Source organism: Pseudomonas sp. Pc102 (genome assembly GCF_018408275.1).
Classification (GTDB): Bacteria; Pseudomonadota; Gammaproteobacteria; order Pseudomonadales; family Pseudomonadaceae; genus Metapseudomonas; species Metapseudomonas tohonis.
This window is the reverse complement of sequence record NZ_AP021905.1, coordinates 5,678,309-5,695,479: the sequence shown is the minus strand read 5'-3', so window position 1 is coordinate 5,695,479 and position 17,171 is coordinate 5,678,309. Positions and strand designations below refer to the sequence as shown.

Annotated in this window: 15 protein-coding genes; 7 read left to right on the top strand and 8 right to left on the bottom strand. The window is 66.0% G+C overall.

What is annotated here, in order from left to right:
- Positions 1-42: 42 nt before the first annotated feature.
- The 7 genes from rbfA (at position 43) to PHLH3_RS26060 (ending at position 6,312) form a co-directional block, all read left to right on the top strand.
- Positions 43-432, top strand: coding sequence for a 30S ribosome-binding factor RbfA (gene rbfA, locus PHLH3_RS26090; RefSeq protein WP_173178968.1), 390 nt, complete (start codon positions 43-45; stop codon positions 430-432).
- Between the two features lie 2 nt (positions 433-434).
- Entirely contained in the window at positions 435-1,352 is a 918-nt protein-coding gene (truB, locus tag PHLH3_RS26085) for a tRNA pseudouridine(55) synthase TruB (protein WP_213626338.1), read from the top strand.
- A 93-nt stretch (positions 1,353-1,445) separates the two neighbouring features.
- Positions 1,446-1,715, top strand: a complete 270-nt coding sequence (gene rpsO / locus PHLH3_RS26080; protein WP_111260160.1) for a 30S ribosomal protein S15 — start codon at positions 1,446-1,448, stop codon at positions 1,713-1,715.
- Between the two features lie 168 nt (positions 1,716-1,883).
- Positions 1,884-3,992, top strand: coding sequence for a polyribonucleotide nucleotidyltransferase (pnp, locus tag PHLH3_RS26075; protein WP_213626337.1), 2,109 nt, complete (start codon positions 1,884-1,886; stop codon positions 3,990-3,992).
- A 98-nt stretch (positions 3,993-4,090) separates the two neighbouring features.
- Entirely contained in the window at positions 4,091-5,503 is a 1,413-nt protein-coding gene (locus PHLH3_RS26070; protein WP_213626336.1) for a hypothetical protein, read from the top strand.
- Positions 5,504-5,703: 200 nt separating this feature from the next.
- Entirely contained in the window at positions 5,704-6,057 is a 354-nt protein-coding gene (locus PHLH3_RS26065) for a BON domain-containing protein (RefSeq protein ID WP_173178960.1), read from the top strand.
- 57 nt (positions 6,058-6,114) lie between these two features.
- Complete coding sequence (locus tag PHLH3_RS26060) at positions 6,115-6,312, top strand: CsbD family protein (protein WP_021217892.1); 198 nt, start codon at positions 6,115-6,117, stop codon at positions 6,310-6,312.
- 82 nt (positions 6,313-6,394) lie between these two features.
- Here PHLH3_RS26060 and PHLH3_RS26055 read toward each other — a convergent pair whose 3' ends face one another.
- The 8 genes from PHLH3_RS26055 to acs all read right to left on the bottom strand — a co-directional run bounded on the left by PHLH3_RS26055 (position 6,395) and on the right by acs (position 17,065).
- On the bottom strand, positions 6,395-7,849 hold the full coding sequence (locus PHLH3_RS26055; RefSeq protein WP_213626335.1) for a rhomboid family intramembrane serine protease: 1,455 nt from the start codon (positions 7,847-7,849) through the stop codon (positions 6,395-6,397).
- A 37-nt stretch (positions 7,850-7,886) separates the two neighbouring features.
- The gene (locus tag PHLH3_RS26050; RefSeq protein WP_111260156.1) at positions 7,887-8,183 is read right to left on the bottom strand and encodes a DUF2845 domain-containing protein; all 297 of its coding nucleotides are present in this window, start codon (positions 8,181-8,183) and stop codon (positions 7,887-7,889) included.
- A 61-nt stretch (positions 8,184-8,244) separates the two neighbouring features.
- Positions 8,245-8,568 (bottom strand): DUF2845 domain-containing protein, encoded by a 324-nt coding sequence (locus tag PHLH3_RS26045; RefSeq protein WP_111260155.1) that lies wholly within the window; start codon positions 8,566-8,568, stop codon positions 8,245-8,247.
- 127 nt (positions 8,569-8,695) lie between these two features.
- Positions 8,696-11,641, bottom strand: a complete 2,946-nt coding sequence (locus PHLH3_RS26040; RefSeq protein ID WP_213626334.1) for a DUF748 domain-containing protein — start codon at positions 11,639-11,641, stop codon at positions 8,696-8,698.
- A 100-nt stretch (positions 11,642-11,741) separates the two neighbouring features.
- Entirely contained in the window at positions 11,742-12,761 is a 1,020-nt protein-coding gene (locus tag PHLH3_RS26035; RefSeq protein ID WP_213626333.1) for a class I SAM-dependent methyltransferase, read from the bottom strand.
- Between the two features lie 143 nt (positions 12,762-12,904).
- Positions 12,905-14,086 carry an acetyl-CoA C-acetyltransferase gene (locus tag PHLH3_RS26030; protein WP_213626332.1) on the bottom strand — a complete coding sequence of 394 codons (1,182 nt, stop codon included), beginning with the start codon at positions 14,084-14,086 and terminating at the stop codon, positions 12,905-12,907.
- 88 nt (positions 14,087-14,174) lie between these two features.
- On the bottom strand, positions 14,175-15,050 hold the full coding sequence (locus PHLH3_RS26025) for an oxygenase MpaB family protein (protein WP_213626331.1): 876 nt from the start codon (positions 15,048-15,050) through the stop codon (positions 14,175-14,177).
- A gap of 77 nt (positions 15,051-15,127) precedes the next feature.
- Positions 15,128-17,065: an acetate--CoA ligase gene (gene acs, locus PHLH3_RS26020; RefSeq protein ID WP_173179158.1), complete on the bottom strand. Its 1,938-nt coding sequence runs from the start codon at positions 17,063-17,065 to the stop codon at positions 15,128-15,130.
- Between the last annotated feature and the right edge of the window lie 106 nt (positions 17,066-17,171).

Here is a 17,171-nt window from a genome sequence, read left to right as displayed (position 1 = left end):
CCCCTGGTTTCTAGGCCCGGGGGAGAGTGCAGGTAGCAGGAAATGGCAAAAGAATACAGCCGTACCCAACGTATCGGCGATCAGATGCAGCGCGAGCTGGCACTGCTGATCCAGCGTGAAATCAAGGACCCTCGCCTGGGCCTGGTGACCATCACCGGTTGCGACGTGGCCCGTGACCTGTCCCACGCCAAGGTGTTCATCACCGTGATGGGCCAGGACGACAACGCCGAAGTCATCAAGCAGAACACCGACATCCTCAACGATGCCGCCGGGTTCCTGCGCATGCAGCTGGGCCGTGCGATGAAGCTGCGCACCGTGCCGCAGCTGCACTTCAACTACGACGCCAGCATCCGTCGCGGCGTCGAGCTGTCGGCGCTCATCGAGCGCGCCGTGGCCGAGGATCGCAAGCACCAGGGCGACAGCGAGGAATAACCGTGGCCCAGGTGAAGCGCATCCGCCGCAACGTCAGCGGCATCCTGATTCTCGACAAGCCCCGTGGCATGAGTTCCAACCAGGCCCTGCAGAAGGTGCGCTGGCTGCTCAATGCCGAGAAGGCCGGCCACACCGGCAGCCTCGATCCCCTGGCCACCGGCGTGCTGCCGCTGTGCTTCGGCGAGGCGACCAAGTTCTCCCAGTACCTGCTGGATGCCGACAAGGGCTACGAGACCCTGGCCCAGCTCGGCGTCACCACCACCACCGGGGATGCGGAAGGCGAAGTCCTCGAGCGTCGCGAGGTGACCGTCGGTCGTGCCGATATCGAGGCCCGTCTCGCTGATTTCCGTGGCGAAATCAAGCAGATACCCCCGATGTACTCGGCGCTGAAGAAAGACGGCCAGCCGCTGTACAAGCTGGCACGCGCGGGCGAGGTAGTGGAGCGCGAAGCGCGTTCTGTTACTATTGCGCGCCTGGAATTGCTGGCCTTCGAGTCCGCCCAGGCGAGACTCGCCGTGGCCTGCAGCAAAGGCACCTACATTCGTACCCTGGTCGAAGACCTTGGCCAGGTGCTTGGATGCGGGGCGCACGTGGCGGAACTGCGTCGTACCCAGGCAGGCCCCTTCTCGCTGGCCCAGGCCATTACCCTGGAAGAGCTGGAGAAAGCCCATGCCGAAGGCGGCAACGAGGCACTGGACCGGTTCCTCCTGCCCGAGGACAGCGGCCTGGAACACTGGCCCCTGGTCCAGTTGAGCGAGCACAGCGCCTATTACTGGTTGCATGGCCAGCCGGTAAGGGCTCCCGAGGCGCCGAAGTTCGGCATGCTGCGGGTGCAGGATCACAACGGTCGCTTCATCGGCATCGGTGAAGTGAGCGATGACGGGCGTGTAGCGCCGCGTCGACTGATTCGGTCGGAATGACCGATTCGAGGATGGCTGTTAATAGGCACGGTCACTCCTCCTTTTTAAAACACGGGATTCGTTCCCGGCCTATTACCTCAGAGGAAGCCCATCATGGCACTGAGCGTTACTGAGAAAGCCCAGATCGTTAACGAGTACAAGCAAGCTGAAGGCGACACCGGTTCTCCGGAAGTGCAAGTTGCACTGCTGACCGCCAACATCAACAAGCTGCAGGATCACTTCAAGGCCAACGGCAAAGACCACCACTCCCGTCGTGGTCTGATCCGCATGGTCAACCAGCGCCGCAAGCTGCTGGACTACCTGAAGGGTAAGGACACCACTCGTTACAGCGCCCTGATCGGTCGTCTGGGTCTGCGTCGCTAAGACGCACTCGAGCTGGAAGCTGGAAGTCGGAAGCTGGAAGTGGGGCCTTGGCCCTGCCTCCAGCTTCTGGCTTCCAGCTTCAGGCTTTTTTCGAGGAGGACGACGGGCCGATTCCCGTGCCTTCCGCAGATTTCCCCCAAAGGCAACTAAAGAGAAGGTAAAGACACCGTGAACCCGGTAATCAAGAAATTCCAGTTCGGTCAATCGACCGTAACCCTCGAGACTGGCCGCATCGCCCGTCAAGCTTCCGGTGCCGTTCTGGTCACCATGGACGAAGACGTCACCGTGCTGGTGACCGTGGTCGGCGCCAAGCAGGCCGATCCGGGCAAGGGCTTCTTCCCGCTGTCCGTCCACTACCAGGAAAAAACCTACGCAGCCGGCCGCATCCCCGGTGGTTTCTTCAAGCGTGAAGGCCGTCCTTCCGAGAAGGAAACCCTGACCTCGCGCCTGATCGACCGTCCGATCCGCCCGCTGTTCCCGGAAGGTTTCCTCAACGAAGTGCAGGTCATCTGCACCGTCGTCTCCACCAACAAGAAGACTGATCCTGATATCGCCGCGATGATCGGTACTTCCGCTGCCCTGGCCATCTCCGGCATTCCCTTCGCCGGCCCGATCGGTGCCGCCCGCGTGGCCTTCCACGAGAGCACCGGCTACCTGCTGAACCCCAACTACGAGCAGCTCAAGGCCTCCAGCCTGGACATGGTCGTCGCCGGTACCCAGGACGCCGTGCTGATGGTCGAGTCCGAAGCCCAGGAACTGACCGAAGACCAGATGCTCGGTGGCGTGCTGTTCGCCCACCAGGAATTCCAGGCCGTGATCAACGCCGTCAAGGAATTCGCAGCCGAAGCCGGCAAGCCGACCTGGAACTGGACCGCCCCGGTCGAGAACACCGCCCTGCTCAGTGCCATCAAGGCCGAGTTCGGCGAAGCCATCTCCCAGGCCTACACCATCACCATCAAGCAGGACCGCTACAACCGCCTCGGCGAGCTGCGCGACCAGGTCGTCGCCCGCTTCGCTGGCGAAGAAGCCGGTCAGTTCCCCGCCGGTGAAGTGAAGGACGCCTTCGGCCTCTTGGAATACCGCACCGTCCGCGAGAACATCGTCAACGGCAAGCCGCGCATCGACGGTCGCGACACCCGCACCGTACGTCCGCTGAAGATCGAAGTCGGCGTCCTCGACAAGACCCACGGTTCCGCCCTGTTCACCCGTGGCGAAACCCAGGCCCTGGTCGTTGCCACCCTCGGCACCGCCCGCGATGCCCAGCTGCTGGACACCCTGGAAGGCGAGCGCAAAGACGGCTTCATGCTGCACTACAACTTCCCGCCCTTCTCCGTGGGCGAGTGCGGCCGCATGGGCAGCGCCGGCCGTCGCGAGATCGGTCACGGCCGCCTGGCCCGTCGTGGTGTCGCAGCCATGCTGCCGAAGAGCGACGAGTTCCCCTACACCATCCGCGTCGTATCGGAAATCACCGAATCCAACGGCTCCAGCTCCATGGCTTCCGTCTGCGGCGCCTCCCTGGCCCTGATGGACGCCGGTGTGCCGATGAAGGCACCGGTAGCCGGTATCGCCATGGGCCTGGTGAAGGAAGGTGACAAGTTCGCCGTCCTGACCGACATCCTGGGTGACGAAGACCACCTGGGTGACATGGACTTCAAGGTAGCCGGTACCGCCAAGGGCGTGACCGCGCTGCAGATGGACATCAAGATCAACGGCATCACCGAAGAGATCATGGAGATCGCCCTGGAGCAGGCTCTGGAAGCGCGCCTGAACATCCTCGGCCAGATGAACCAGGTCATCGGCCAGTCGCGTACCGAGCTGTCGGCCAACGCCCCGACCATGATCGCGATGAAGATCGACACCGACAAGATCCGTGACGTCATCGGCAAGGGCGGCGCCACCATCCGCTCCATCTGCGAAGAGACCAAGGCCTCCATCGACATCGAAGACGATGGCAGCGTGAAGATCTTCGGCGAAACCAAGGAAGCTGCCGAGGCCGCGCGCCAGCGCGTACTGGGCATCACCGCGGAAGCCGAGATCGGCAAGGTCTACGTCGGCAAGGTCGAGCGCATCGTCGACTTCGGCGCCTTCGTCAACATCCTCCCGGGCAAAGATGGCCTGGTGCACATTTCGCAGATCAGCGACAAGCGCATCGACAAGGTCACCGACGTCCTGCAGGAAGGCCAGGAAGTGAAGGTACTGGTGCTGGACGTGGACAACCGCGGCCGCATCAAGCTCTCCATGAAAGACGTGGAAGCGGCTGAAGCTTCGGGCGTCTAAGCCCCGGCGACGGTAAATGAGAGAGGGCCCCTTGCGGGCCCTCTTTTTTTTCCCGGAAAATGGCGCGCCGCCAGTATCCGACCCAAGGAAGCCAGGTCATGGACAAGACCTACTGCAAGTACCACCAGGCCCAGCCTGCCACCTGGCACTGCCCGCCCTGCGAGCGCCACTTCGGCGATTGCTGCATTCCACTCAATGCCGACGAGCCCAATGAGTCACCGACCTGCCCGCTGTGCCGGGCGCCGCTGCATTTCCTCGGCGCAGCCAATACCGCCCAGCCCTTCTGGGAGCGCATTCCCCAGTTCTTCCTCTACGGCCTGCAGACCGGCCCCCTGGCCTTCGCCGGGCTTCTGGCCCTGGCCAGCCTGTTCATGCCGCGTTCGATCATTCTCTGGATCGCACTGTTCAGCATCGCCACCAAGTACTTCCACAGCGTCATCGAGGCTGCCAGCGAAGGCGGGCGAGAGGCCCCCGGCCTGGCCACTGCCTTCGTCGGCGAGGGGTTCTCGCTGTTCATCAAGCAACTGGTGGTGTTCCTGGTCGCCTTCGGCGTGCTCTGGCTCGCCGCCGACTTCCAGAGCGAAGCCCTGTTCTGGGCTGTGAATATCGGCCTGATGCTGCTGATGCCCGCCAGCATCATCCGCTTGGCGCTGAACAAGGAGCTGGGTGCGGCGCTGAGTCCCGAACAACTGGGCGAGGTGATCAAGGCCATGGGCTGGCGCTACCTCATCCTCTGCATCTTCCTCTTCGCCCTCTGGCAGTCGCCGGACTACGTCACCTACCTGCTTTCCCACGGGCTGCCCCGTGTGGTGCTGTTGCCCATCGCCGCCTTCCTGTTCGGTTATTTCGGCGTGGTGATGTGCAGCATGATGGGCTATGCGGTCTTCCAGTATCAGGGTGCCCTGGGCTTCGCCATCGCCGAGGAGGGCGCCCAGGAAGGCTTCCCTGCCGCAGAGTGGCGACGCCGCCGCGCCCTGGCCGAGGCCGAGGTGCGCATCAAGGAGGGCCAGAGCGGCACCGCGCTGGAAACCCTGACCCAGGCGCTGCAGCGCGATCCCGACGACCTCAAGCTCAACGAGCGCTTCCACCAGCTGCTGTTCGGCCTCAACGACCGCTCGCGCTGCCTGCGGCACCTCGAGCACTACCTGCCCCTGGCGGCGCGGCTGAACGCTCCCCTCGGCGCCACTGCCCTGCTCAATGCCCGCCAGCTGCAGGCCGACTACATGCCGGCGGATGCCCAGGTCTGCGAGCGTATCGCCGGCGCGCTGATCGATCGCCACAAGGTGCGCGAGGGGCTCAGCCTGCTGCGCAATCTGCACCAGCGCTTCCCCGACTACCCCTTCATTCCTCGAGCCTACCTCCTGGCCGCGCGCGGCTTCGCCGAGGGCCTGGGACAGGTGGAACCGGCGCGCAAGCTGCTGGGCTATATCCGGGCGCGCTACCCCGGTTCTCCGCTTCTGGAGGAGGTGGGGGCGCTGGAGTCGACGCTCGATCGGCTCGCGTCCCACTGAATGGATCGATCGTGCAAAGTGCACGTGCCGCTTGGCTGAAAATTGCAATCTGCAAGTAGGTCGCGCTTGGCTTGTTTTTCTAACTTATTGATAAATAAGGTTTAATTTTTGTTCTCCGGCTTGGCACAGGCCTTGCGATATCTACAGTGACTGCAGACAGGACAACGCTGCAGAGACCTGTAGAACATAGGAGAACAACCATGAAACAGTCTTTCAACAAGTGGACCCTCGCTGCCGTAGCCGCTACCGCCCTGAGCCTGCCGCTGGCCGGCACCGCCTTCGCTGCACAGCCCACCATGCTGGCTGCCAGCGAAACCGTGAACAAGGCTGAAGAGGCCGTTTCCGATACCTGGATCACCAGCAAAGTGAAATCCAGCTTCCTGGCCGACAAGAATCTCAGCGCCCTGGACATCAAGGTCGAAACCAACAAGGGCGTCGTTTCGCTCTCCGGTGTGGTCGCCAGTGACGCCGAGCGTGATCTGGCCATCAGCACCGCCAAGACCATCAAGGGTGTTACCGCGGTATCGGCCGACGGCCTGAAATCCGCCGAGTAACCCCTGTGGCCGGTCGCCCATGATCGGGCGGCCGGCATTTGAAGGAAGGAGAGCGCCATGAATTCCGACATCATCAAAGGCAAGTGGAAGCAGCTCAGCGGCCGTCTCAAGGAGCGCTGGGGCAACCTCACCGACGACGACATCGACGTGGCCGAAGGCCACAGCGAATATCTGGTCGGCAAGCTGCAGGAACGCTATGGCTGGACCAAGGAAAAGGCCCAGGACGAGCTGCGCGACTTCAGCAGCAAGCTCTGATCCAGACGATCGACGAAAAGCCCCGGGCCGCCACCCGGGGCTTTTCGTTGGGCGATGCAGTGGCGCTCGAGGGCGAAGAGGTTCAGCGCGCCAGGTGTTGCTGGTACAGGCCCAACTGGTGCGTCTGCTCGGCTTCGGGAAAGGCCTTGCGCATGAAGCTGGCCAGCTCGGCGACGCCGTGCAGGTCCCGGCGTTGGCCGAGTTGCTTGGCCAGCATCAGGGTGAGGCCGGGAAGCTGGGCCGGCGGCGTTGCAGCACGGCCGAGGGCACGCCACGGGGCCAATGCCCGCGGCCCTTCGCCGACCTTCAGCAAGCCCTGTAGCAGGTGCAACTGGATGGCCGGGTGCTGCAACAGGCGGTTCTGCGCATCGCCGGCATCATCGGCCAGGCGGCACAGCAGCGAGTGGGCGAGGTTCGGGTTGGGCAGGGCGAAGAGCTGCTTGAGCACGGCGCTCATCAACGGCGCATCGTTGCGGGTCCTGGCCACCGGGTAGAGGCGTTCGAGCAGTTCGAGGCGGCCGGGGTAGCGGCTCAGCAGGTCCAGGCCACGGGCCGGCACCTGGTCCAGGGCGAAGCGGCCGATCAACTGGTCGAGTGCCGCCAGCTCGCGCTTGAAGGGCGCGTCCGGGTCCTCCTTGGCCAGGTACTGCTCGTCCACCTTGAGCCCGCCCAGGCGGCGGGGCAGCCAGGTGCCGAGGAAGCCGAAACCGAGCCCGCCCAGGTGCGCGTAGTAGTTGACGTGGTCGTTGGCCAGCAACAGGCCATAGAGCTCCTTGCCCATCCAGATCGGCAGGATCCACAGCGCGGGAGCCTTGAAGTAGCCGATCAGCGGGCCCAGCCAGTAGAAGAAGTTGATCTTCCTCAGCCCGTACACGCCGATGTACATGCCCATCAGGCCGGCGACCGCGCCGGATGCGCCGATGCCGGGCACCCAGCCCGGGTCCAGGGCCCACCAGAGCAGGTGCGAGGCCAGGCCGCTGGTGATGTAGAGCGCCAGGTAGGCGGTGCGGCCCAGGGCCCGCTCCAGGGCGAAGCCGCAGATGAACAGGAAAATCATGTTGCCCAGCAGGTGATCGAAGCTGCCGTGCAGGAACATCGCACCGAACAGGCCTTCGACGGTGAAGCGCTTGGGCACGAAGCCGAAGCGGTAGCTGCTGATGCGGTCGCGGGCCGCCTCGGCGCCCGCGCGTGCCTTCTGCCAGGCGGGGTCGGCCTGGTAGGCGGCGGAGCGGTGCAACTGGTCCTCGAACTCCAGGTCGCGCAGCACGTAGCCGGCCAGGTCCTGGCGGCGCGCGGCGTCGATGCCGTGGCGTTCGTCGGCGTCCAGCTCATGGCGTTGCGCCAGGCTCTCGATGAACAGAGCGCGTTCGCGGTTGAGCAGGCCCCCGTCGAGATAGAGCCGCGTGGCGACCTCGGTGCGTTCGCTGTCACCGCTTTGGTAGGCGAGGTAGATCAGCGTGTTGAGGATGACCAGCAGCAGGGTGATGACGGGCGGACGTTTCCAGTCCAGCGGATGTTCGGCGGGGAGAATGACCAAGCGGGACGTCCTTGTCGCGGATCGGATTCAGGGAGGGTCAGTCGCGTTTGCTTTCCACCGAGTTGAGGCGGCCACCGATGAAGTCCAGGTAGTAGTACATGCCGTTGACCGGCCCGTAGACCCATTCCTCCACCTGCATCTCCTGGCGCCCGCTGCGGGTTTCGGAGTAGCCGATCAGGTTGCGGCTGACGGGGTCGCCGCACTTGCGCTGCACCTCGACGGCGCGATCGCCCTCGCTGACCAGCGCGCTGCCGCAGCGGAAGGTGGCGGCGGATGCTTCGTGGGCCAGCAGCAGGGCCGGCAGCGCGAGCAGGGAAAACAGCAGTCTCTTCATGGTGGGCATCCTGTCCGGGGAAAATTGGGTGGCAGAGCCTAGCACTGCCGGTTCGTGGCTGTCAGTCGCCACGCTTGCTCTCGATCTTGATCAGCTTGTTCCCTTCGAAGCGCAGGTACTGGTACATGCCGTTGCGCGGCCCGTAGACCCACTCCTCCACCAGCACTTCGCTGGTGTTGCCGTAGCGATCGACCTTCTCGCGGTAGCCCAGGCTGGAGCGACTGGCGGGGTCGCCGCACTTGCGTTGCACCTGCGAGGTGCTGTCGTCCTGGCTGATCAGGCCACCGCCTTCGCAGCGCAGCGTGGAGGAGGCCTGGGCGGATGCGGCGGCCAGGAGCAGGGGCAGGGCGAGCAGGGGGAGGATCTTCACGAATGCTTCCGTCATTCAGGTTGGGATTTCAGCCTACGCCGCCGTGGCGCGGCTGTCAGCAGGGCCGGGTGCCGCACGAAAACTCGTGCAACACAGCCGCTTGGACAGATGGAAAGAAGGGGAATTCCAGGGGCCCGGGCAGCTATTCGCTGCCCAGTTGCAGGGGGGTGTCGACCTTGCCGTCCGCGTCCGCCTCGCCGAGGCTGACGTCGAGCATGTACACGCGCTCGTCCTGCAGGCCGCCACGGTCCACCAGGTAGTCCTTGATATTGGCGGCGCGGGCCTGGGCCAGCTGGCGCAGCAGCAGCTCGCTCTGCGCCCAGGAGCCGATCACCGCCTCGCGCATCTTCGCCATGCGCTCGTCGCTGCCCAGGTCCTTCCATTCGGCGGGCGGCTGCTGCTTGAGGCGGGTGCGGTAGATGCCTTCGAGCATCGGCGGCTTCTCGCCTTCCGGCACTTCCAGCTGGGCCGGCTCGGCGGGCACCTTGTCGCCACGGCGCTGGGCGATCTTGTAGTAGGTGTTCTGGTATTCGCGCTCCAGGCGCTGGGCCGCGAGCAGCGGGCCGTCGCTGGACATGGCGCTCATGCCTTCGACTTCCAGGCGCAGCGCCGGGCGCTCCTTGAGCGCGGCGGCGAGGGTGTCCAGGGTGCCTTGTGCATCGGTGGACAGCTCGCTGCTGCCGGCGGCGAAGGGGACATTGCTGAGGTCCTGGTCGCCACCACCGGACACCAGCCCGGCGACGAACTTGAACGGCGCCTGCGCTGCGCGCAGCACCAGGTTGCGCAGGGTCTGCCAGACGATGGGGGCGACGCTGAACTGCGGGTCCTTGAGGTTGCCGGCGACCGGCAGCTCGATGTCGATCTTGCCTTCGGTGTCCTTGAGCAGCGCCACCGCCAGCTTGATCGGCAGGTCCACCGCATCCGGGCTGTCGACCTGCTCGCCCAGTTGCAGCTGTTCCAGCACCAGGCGGTTCTGCGCTTTCAACTGGCCCTTCTCGATCTGGTAGTGCAGGTCGAGGTTGAGGCGGCCCTTGCGGATGCGGTAGCCGGCGAACTTGCCGGAGTAGGGGGTCAGGGTGGTCAGCTCGACGCGCTTGAAGCTGGTGGCGATGTCCAGGGATTCCAGCGGGTCGAAGGGGGTCAGGCCGCCCTTGATGGTGACCGGGGCGTAGCGGTCGACCTTGCCTTTGATGTCGACCGTGGCCGGCGTGCGGGTGCGGGTGTCGAGGGTGCCGATCTCTCCGTTGAGCTGCTGGATGGCGGTGGCGAAGTTGGGGGTCAGGCTGAAGTCGGCGAAGTTGGCCGAGCCGTTGCTGATGCTCACCGCGCCGACATGGATGTCCAGCGGCTTGCCGGCGGGCTCGGGCTTGGCGTTCGGGGCGGCGGGCTGCTTGATCACCAGGTCGCTGGCGTTGGTGGTCAGGTCCTCGTTGATGATGAAGCGTGCGTAGGGCTGGTTGATGCCGACCTTGTCGATGGACAGGCTCTCGCCATGGCGATAGGCCAAGCCCTCCACCAGCAATTGCTGCCATTTGACGAAGTCGCGCTCCTTGAGCGTGTCCAGGGTGTGCAGCTGGTTGACCAGCGCGCGACCGGTGATGGTCAGTGCCAGGGGCTCGGTGCCGGCCAGGGCGACGTCGAGGTTGCTGTCGAGCATGCCGCTGCGCAGCTCCAGGCGCACGAAGGGCTCCATGTAGGCCTGGGCCACGCGCAGGTCGATGTCGCGGGTCTCCACTTTCAGCTTGGCGGTGGTCGGCTTGAGCTGCACCTGGCCTTCGGCCTTGAGCTTGCCCTGCTTGCCGAGGCCGGTGTCCACCGCCAGCTGGAAGGGCGACTCGCCCAGGCTGTCGAAGTCCTTGAGGTCGAGGTTCAGCGGGCCGACGTCGATCTGCACGGGGCTCTTCGGCACGCGGTCGGCCAGGTGCACCTTGTAGCCGCGCAGCTGGGTGTCGCGCAGCAGCACCTGCCAGGGCTTGCTGGGGGCTTCCTGCCTGGCTTGGGCCGGCTGGGCGTCCGGGGCGGGCTCGGCGGCTTTCGCGTCCTTCGCTGCCGGTTCTTGCCGGGTCTCCTTCGCCGGGGCCTTGGCGTCGCCAGCGAACAGCTTCTGCCAGTCCAGCTGGCCATCGGCTTCGCGGGCGGCCCAGGTCTCCAGGTTCTGGCTGCGGATCTTGCCGACCACCACCTGCTGCTTGGCGAGGTCCAGCGAGCTCTCGCTGACTTCCAGGCTCTCAAGGTTGACCAGTGGGCGCCCGTCCGGGGCCTTGATGGCGAAGGGCGCGACCTTGATCGCGGTCTGCTCCAGCTTCAGTTCGGTGCCCTTGGCCAGGCTCAGGTGGTACTGGGTGGCGAGGCTGATGGTGCCCTTCTCCAGCGCCAGGGGCACTGCGTCGCGCACATAGGGCCAGAAGGCCTTCATGTTGCCGTCGGTGACCTTGAGCTCGCCCTTGGAGGTGAAGGGCACCAGGCTCAGGCTGCCCTGCCAGTCGATGCGGCCGCCATAGGGGCCGGTGGCGACCAGCAGCATGTCGGTGTTGTCGTCGCGAAGGGTGCTGAGGTTCTTCAGTTCGAGGTTCAGCGAGTCGTAGACGAACTCGATGGCGTCGCTCGGGCGCAGGTCCTGGAAGTGCAGGCCGCCTTCGACCAGGCGCACGCTGTCGATGCGCAGCGGGAACGGGTCGCTGGCGGGCTCCTCGGCCTTGGGTTCGCTGGGCGGGACCTGGAACAGCTGGCTCAGGTTGAGCGTGCCGTCCTTGGCGAACAGCACTTCGGTGGTGGACTTCTCCAGCTCCACCTCGGCCAGGTGCAGGGCCCCGGTCCACAGGCTGTCGAGCTGCAGGTTGGCGTGCAGGCGCTGGAAGCCGATCTGCTCCTTGCCCGCCTCGCCGATGTGCAGCCCCCAGAGGGTTAGCTCGAGGCTGAAGGGGTTGAGCTGGATGCGCTCGAGCCGTGCGGGGACCTTCGCATACTGGGCCAGTTGCTGGTTGACCACGCGCAGGGCGACCCCGGGGATGATCAGGAAGCCGAGCAGGCTGTAGAGGGCGATGACGATCAGCAAGGCGCTGATGGCGCGTTTCAATCCTTTGTGCATGGTGAGGCGTCGACTATCCCGGCGGAGGTGGCTTGGAGTATGGCACGGCCGCAAGGTTCCGACAGACGGTTGCGGGTGGTTTCGTTGGGCGGTTCTCGCTTCAGAAATGCAGCACCAGGGTCTTCAGCGGCGGGCGCCCATCGAGGGAGGGGAAGTCGCTCGCCGACGGTAGCTGTTCCCACTCCCGCACCGGTCGGCCGAGCTTGCTGGCGCAGCGCAGCACCTGCTCGCGCCAGTCCTCGATGTCCACCTTCGCCAGGTTGTTGCAGCAGATCAGCGTGCCGTCTTCGGCAGTGGCCTGGATCGCCGGCTTGAGCAGGCTCTGGTAGTCGCGCAGCAGGTCGACGGTGCCGAAGGCGCTCTTGGCCCAGGCCGGCGGGTCGAGGAACACCAGGTCGAAGCGGCGCTGTTCCAGGCGCGGGTAGCTGGGCAATTTCTGCCCGTGGCGGCGGGCGATGGGCTGGCCGGCGAGCTGGCGGATGGCGGGGAAGTAGTCCGATTGCACGAAGCGCATGGGCGTGAGCCCGGGGTTGAGCGCAGCGTTTTCGCGGCCGACGGCCAGGTTGCCCTCGGCGAAGTCGAGGTTCCACACCTCGCTGGCCCCGCCCGCTGCGGCAGCCAGGCCGACGCCACAGGTGTAGGCGAAGAGGTTGAGCACCGACGTGCCGGCAGCGTGGCGCTTTACCCAGCCGCGGGCGTTGCGCAGGTCGAGGAAGAGCAGTGGGTCCTGGCCGGGATGACGGCCGCGTACCCGGTAGTTCAGGCCCCACTCGTGGCCGACGAGGTCGACCAGTGCGTCCGGCTCGGCCTGGTATACGGGGTCGCTGCGATCGATGCGCGAGTTGCCCTGGGAGCGGTCGTTGTAGACCGGCAGCAGTGGCTCGCCGAGTTGTTCCTGCACCTGTGCGACGGCTTGCAGCAGCTCGTCCCGTTGCAGCGTCTGGTGGAAGCTCTGCACCAGCAGTTGCGGGCCGTAGCGGTCGATGGTCAGGCCGGAGGCGCCTTCCTGGCTGCCGTGGAACAGGCGATAGCAGTCGGTGCCTTGCGCATGCAGTTCGGCGAGCAGGGGCTGGCGGGCATCGAGTGCGGCGCGCAGCGCCTGGGGGAGGTTGGAAGGCATGCGCGGCGTCTCGCAGGTACAGGAAAGGTCGCGCAGTTTAGCAAAGCGGGCGGGGCTGTTCAGTGGCCCCCAGCGTTCGCGAGGGTGACGAGGTGCGCGGGACGTCCCTCACGCACCGTCATTCCCGCGCACGCGGGAACCCATTAAAAGCGCTCGATCGCCAGCGCCACGCCCTGGCCGCCGCCGATGCACAGGGTCGCCAGGCCCTTCTTCGCATCGCGCTTGATCATCTCGTGCAGCAGGGTCACCAGTACGCGGCAGCCGGAGGCGCCGATGGGGTGGCCGATGGCGATGGCGCCGCCGTTGACGTTGACCTTATCGGCATCCCAGCCCAGCTCCTGGCCCACGGACAGGGCCTGGGCCGCGAAGGCTTCGTTGGCTTCGATCAGGTCCAGCTCGCCGAGGTTCCAGCCGGCCTTTTCCAGGCAGCGCCTGGTGGCCGAGACCGGGCCGATGCCCATGATCGCCGGGTCGACGCCGGCGTTGGCGTAGGCGGCGATGCGCGCCAGCACCGGCAGGCCCAGGGCCTTGGCTTTTTCGGCGCTCATCAGCAGCACGGCGGCGGCGCCGTCGTTGAGGCTGGAGGCGTTGCCGGCGGTGACGCTGCCGTCCTTCTTGAACGCCGGCTTGAGCTTGGCCAGGGATTCGGCGGTGGTGCCGGCGCGGGGCTGCTCGTCGGTGGCGAAGGCGACGGGCTCGCCCTTCTTCTGCGGGATCAGGATGGGGGTGATCTCGTCCTTGAAGCGCCCGGCTTCGATGGCCGCGCAGGCCTTCTGCTGGGAGGCGGCGGCGAAGGCGTCCTGGGCTTCACGGCTGATGCCGTACTTCTCCACCAGGTTCTCCGCGGTGATGCCCATGTGGTAGTCGTTGAAGGCGTCCCACAGGCCGTCCTGGATCATGGTGTCGACCAGCTTGGCGTGGCCCATGCGCAGGCCGGTGCGGGCGCCGGGCATGACGTAGGGGGCGAGGCTCATGCTTTCCTGGCCGCCGGCGATGATCACCTCGGCGTCGCCGCAGCGAATCGCCTGGGCCGCCAGGTGCAGGGCCTTGAGGCCGGAGCCGCAGACCTTGTTCAGGGTCATGGCCGGCACGGCGTTGGGCAGGCCGGCGAGGATGGCGGCCTGGCGCGCGGGGTTCTGGCCGGAACCTGCGGTGAGCACCTGGCCGAGGATGACCTCGTCCACCTGGGCGCCGTCGAGGCCGGTCTGGGCCAGCAGCTGGCGGATCACCGCGGTGCCCAGCTCGGGGGCGGGGATGTTGGCCAGCGAGCCTTGGAAGCTGCCGACGGCGGTGCGGGTGGCGGCGACTATGACGACGTCTTGCATGGTTTCTGTCCTCGAGGCTGGGGTTCGGTTCAGGTCATGACCGGAAAGTAGGCGATGGTCGCACAGGGCCGAGTGACCGGCCAGCCACTCAGCGGGTGGGCAGGCCCATGCGCCGGCGTGCGCGACTGGAGGCGCCGTTGCGCAGGGCCCAGCGCAGCATCGGTGCTGTGCGCTGTACGCCGGCGCGGATCAGAGGGCGCTGCCAGTCGGGCAGGCGCAGGCCGAGCATCGTCATGGCCCAGGTGGGCAGCAGCTCGATGCCGGCCTGCATCATCAGGTTGCCGAAGGGCTTGGCCAGGGCACTGGGCGCTGGGGCATCGCGCAGCAGGCGCACCACTTCGAGGGTGCGCTCGTCGCAGAGCATCTGCGGGCGCATGGCCTCCAGGTAGTCGGCGACGGCCTGGCGCGACTTGGGTACGTTGCGGGCACCCAGGCGTTCGGCCACCAGGGCGATTTCCTCGTAGTAGCGGTCCTGGTCGGCGCCGGGCATCGCCGGGTCGAGGTGGCGCAGGTAGGCCCCGAGGAAGCTGCTGACCTCGGCGACGTGCACCCAGGTGAGCAGGTCCGGGTCGCTGGCCGAATAGGGGCGGCCGTCCGGCGCGCTGCCGACCACCTGCAGGTGGATGGTGCGCACCTTGTCGATCAGCCATTCGGCATCGCGGGTGTTGCCGTAGGTGGTGCCGGAGATGAACAGGCTGGTGCGGCGCAGGCGACCGAGCATGTCCTGGCGGAAGTTCGAGTGGTCCCACACGCCGGCCAGGGCGAGGGGGTGCAACATCTGCAACAGCAGCGCGCTGATGCCACCGATCATCATCGAAGTGAAGTCGCCATGAACCTTCCAGGCCATGGAGTCCGGGCCGAACAGGCCGGGATCGCCCTTGGGGTTCTCCAGGTCGATCTGCCCGAGGGAGGCACCGGTGAGGCTGAGTATCTGGCTTTCGATGCGGGTACGTAGGAGTTCCATCGTCAGGCGTTCGAGGCAGGCCGGGAGCTGGCGCCTGGTGATTCTTCCGGCTTCCAGCTCCCGACTTCAAGCTTTAACTACTGGTTCAAGCGCTTGTCGATGAGGCTGTCGACCACCGAGGGGTCGGCCAGGGTGGAGGTGTCGCCCAGGCTGTCCAGCTCGTTGCAGGCGATCTTGCGCAGGATGCGGCGCATGATCTTGCCCGAGCGGGTCTTCGGCAGGCCGGGGGCCCATTGCATCAGGTCGGGCTTGGCGAAGCTGCCGATTTCCTTGCCGACCAGGGCCAGCAGTTCCTTCTTCAGTTCGTCGCTGGCCTCCACGCCCTTCATGGTGGTGACGAAGGCATAGATGCCCTGGCCCTTCACGTCGTGCGGGTAGCCGACCACGGCGGCCTCGGCCACGTCGTCGTGCAGCACCAGGGCGCTCTCCACCTCGGCGGTGCCGATGCGATGGCCGGAGACGTTGATCACGTCATCGACGCGGCCGGTGATCCAGTAGTAGCCGTCCTCGTCGCGGCGTGCGCCGTCGCCGGTGAAGTAGTAGCCGGGGTAGGCGGAGAAGTAGGTTTCGATCATCCGCTTGTGGTCGCCGTAGACGCTGCGAATCTGGCTCGGCCAGCTTGATTTGATGGCGAGCACGCCGGAGCCCGCGCCCTCGATTTCCTTGCCCTGTTCGTCCAGCAGCACCGGTTGCACGCCGAAGAAGGGGCGGGTGGCCGAGCCGGGCTTGAGTGCCGTGGCACCGGGCAGCGGGGTGATGAGGATGCTGCCGGTCTCGGTCTGCCACCAGGTGTCGACGATGGGGCAGCGCTTCTCGCCGACGACGTGGAAATACCACTCCCAGGCTTCCGGGTTGATCGGCTCGCCGACGCTGCCGAGCAGGCGCAGGCTGGCGCGCGAGGTGCTGCGCACGGCCGCGTCGCCTTCGCGCATCAGGGCGCGCAGGGCGGTGGGGGCGGTGTAGAAGATGTTCACCTGGTGCTTGTCGATCACCTGCCAGAAGCGCGAGGCGTCGGGGTAGCTGGGCACGCCCTCGAACATCAGGGTGGTGGCGGCGTTGGCCAGGGGACCGTAGACGATGTAGCTGTGGCCGGTGACCCAGCCGACATCGGCGGTGCACCAGTAGATGTCGCCCTCGTGGTAGTCGAAGACGTACTTGTGGGTCATCGCCGCGCCCAGCAGGTAGCCGCCGGTGGTGTGCAGCACGCCCTTGGGTTTGCCGGTCGAGCCGGAGGTGTAGAGGATGAACAGCGGGTCCTCGGCGTCCATCCATTCCGGTGCGCACTCGTCCGAGGCGCCGCGCAGGGCCTCGTGGTACCAGATGTCGCGGCCCTCGACCCAGGCGATCTCGCCCTGGGTGCGCTCGACCACGACAACGGTGGAGACGTCCGGGCAGTCCTTCAGCGCCTTGTCGACGTTCTGCTTCAGGGGCACGTACTTGCCGCCGCGCACGCCCTCGTCGGCGGTGATCACCGCGCGGCAGTCGGCGTCGAGGATGCGGTCACGCAGGGCGTCGGGGGAGAAGCCGCCGAACACCACCGAATGCACGGCGCCGATGCGCGAGCAGGCGAGCATGGCGTAGGCCGCCTCGGGGATCATCGGCATGTAGATGCACACGCGATCACCCTTCTTCACCCCCCGCGCCTTGAGCACGTTGGCCAGGCGGCAGACATGCTGGTGCAGCTTGCGGTAGGTGATCTGCGCGGACTCGGTGGGGTTGTCGCCTTCCCAGATGATGGCGACCTGTTCGGCGCGTTTCTCCAGGTGACGGTCGATGCAGTTGTAGCTGACGTTGAGCTTGCCGCCCTTGAACCACTCGGCCTGGCCCTGGCGCAGGTCGCTGCTGTGCAGCCGGTCCCAGGGCTTGAACCAGTCGAGGAACGCCGTGGCCTGCTCGCTCCAGAACTCCTCGGGGTTGTCCACGGACTGCTGGTAGAGACGCAGGTAGGCATCGTTGTCGATGAAGGCGCGCTTGCGCACCTCATCGGGCACGGCATGAAGGCTGATTTCGTACATGAGGCGGGGTCCTTGTTCTTGTGTTACCGCGGTGCCGGCTAGGGTGCACCCAAGCAGTTGCTCGGTTCAAGTGGCGGCTTCGCAAGGCGTTTGAACCCCCTGTGGA

Bases quoted from the DNA above. Each gene is read 5' to 3' on its own strand.
- rbfA (WP_173178968.1), top strand. From the start codon at position 43: ATGGCAAAAGAATACAGCCGTACCCAACGTATCGGCGATCAGATGCAG.
- PHLH3_RS26025 (WP_213626331.1), bottom strand. From the start codon at position 15,050: ATGGAACTCCTACGTACCCGCATCGAAAGCCAGATACTCAGCCTCACC.
- PHLH3_RS26035 (WP_213626333.1), bottom strand. From the start codon at position 12,761: ATGCCTTCCAACCTCCCCCAGGCGCTGCGCGCCGCACTCGATGCCCGC.
- PHLH3_RS26070 (WP_213626336.1), top strand. From the start codon at position 4,091: ATGGACAAGACCTACTGCAAGTACCACCAGGCCCAGCCTGCCACCTGG.
- PHLH3_RS26040 (WP_213626334.1), bottom strand. From the start codon at position 11,641: ATGCACAAAGGATTGAAACGCGCCATCAGCGCCTTGCTGATCGTCATC.
- acs (WP_173179158.1), bottom strand. From the start codon at position 17,065: ATGTACGAAATCAGCCTTCATGCCGTGCCCGATGAGGTGCGCAAGCGC.
- PHLH3_RS26050 (WP_111260156.1), bottom strand. From the start codon at position 8,183: ATGAAGAGACTGCTGTTTTCCCTGCTCGCGCTGCCGGCCCTGCTGCTG.
- PHLH3_RS26065 (WP_173178960.1), top strand. From the start codon at position 5,704: ATGAAACAGTCTTTCAACAAGTGGACCCTCGCTGCCGTAGCCGCTACC.
- PHLH3_RS26060 (WP_021217892.1), top strand. From the start codon at position 6,115: ATGAATTCCGACATCATCAAAGGCAAGTGGAAGCAGCTCAGCGGCCGT.
- PHLH3_RS26045 (WP_111260155.1), bottom strand. From the start codon at position 8,568: ATGACGGAAGCATTCGTGAAGATCCTCCCCCTGCTCGCCCTGCCCCTG.
- PHLH3_RS26030 (WP_213626332.1), bottom strand. From the start codon at position 14,086: ATGCAAGACGTCGTCATAGTCGCCGCCACCCGCACCGCCGTCGGCAGC.
- rpsO (WP_111260160.1), top strand. From the start codon at position 1,446: ATGGCACTGAGCGTTACTGAGAAAGCCCAGATCGTTAACGAGTACAAG.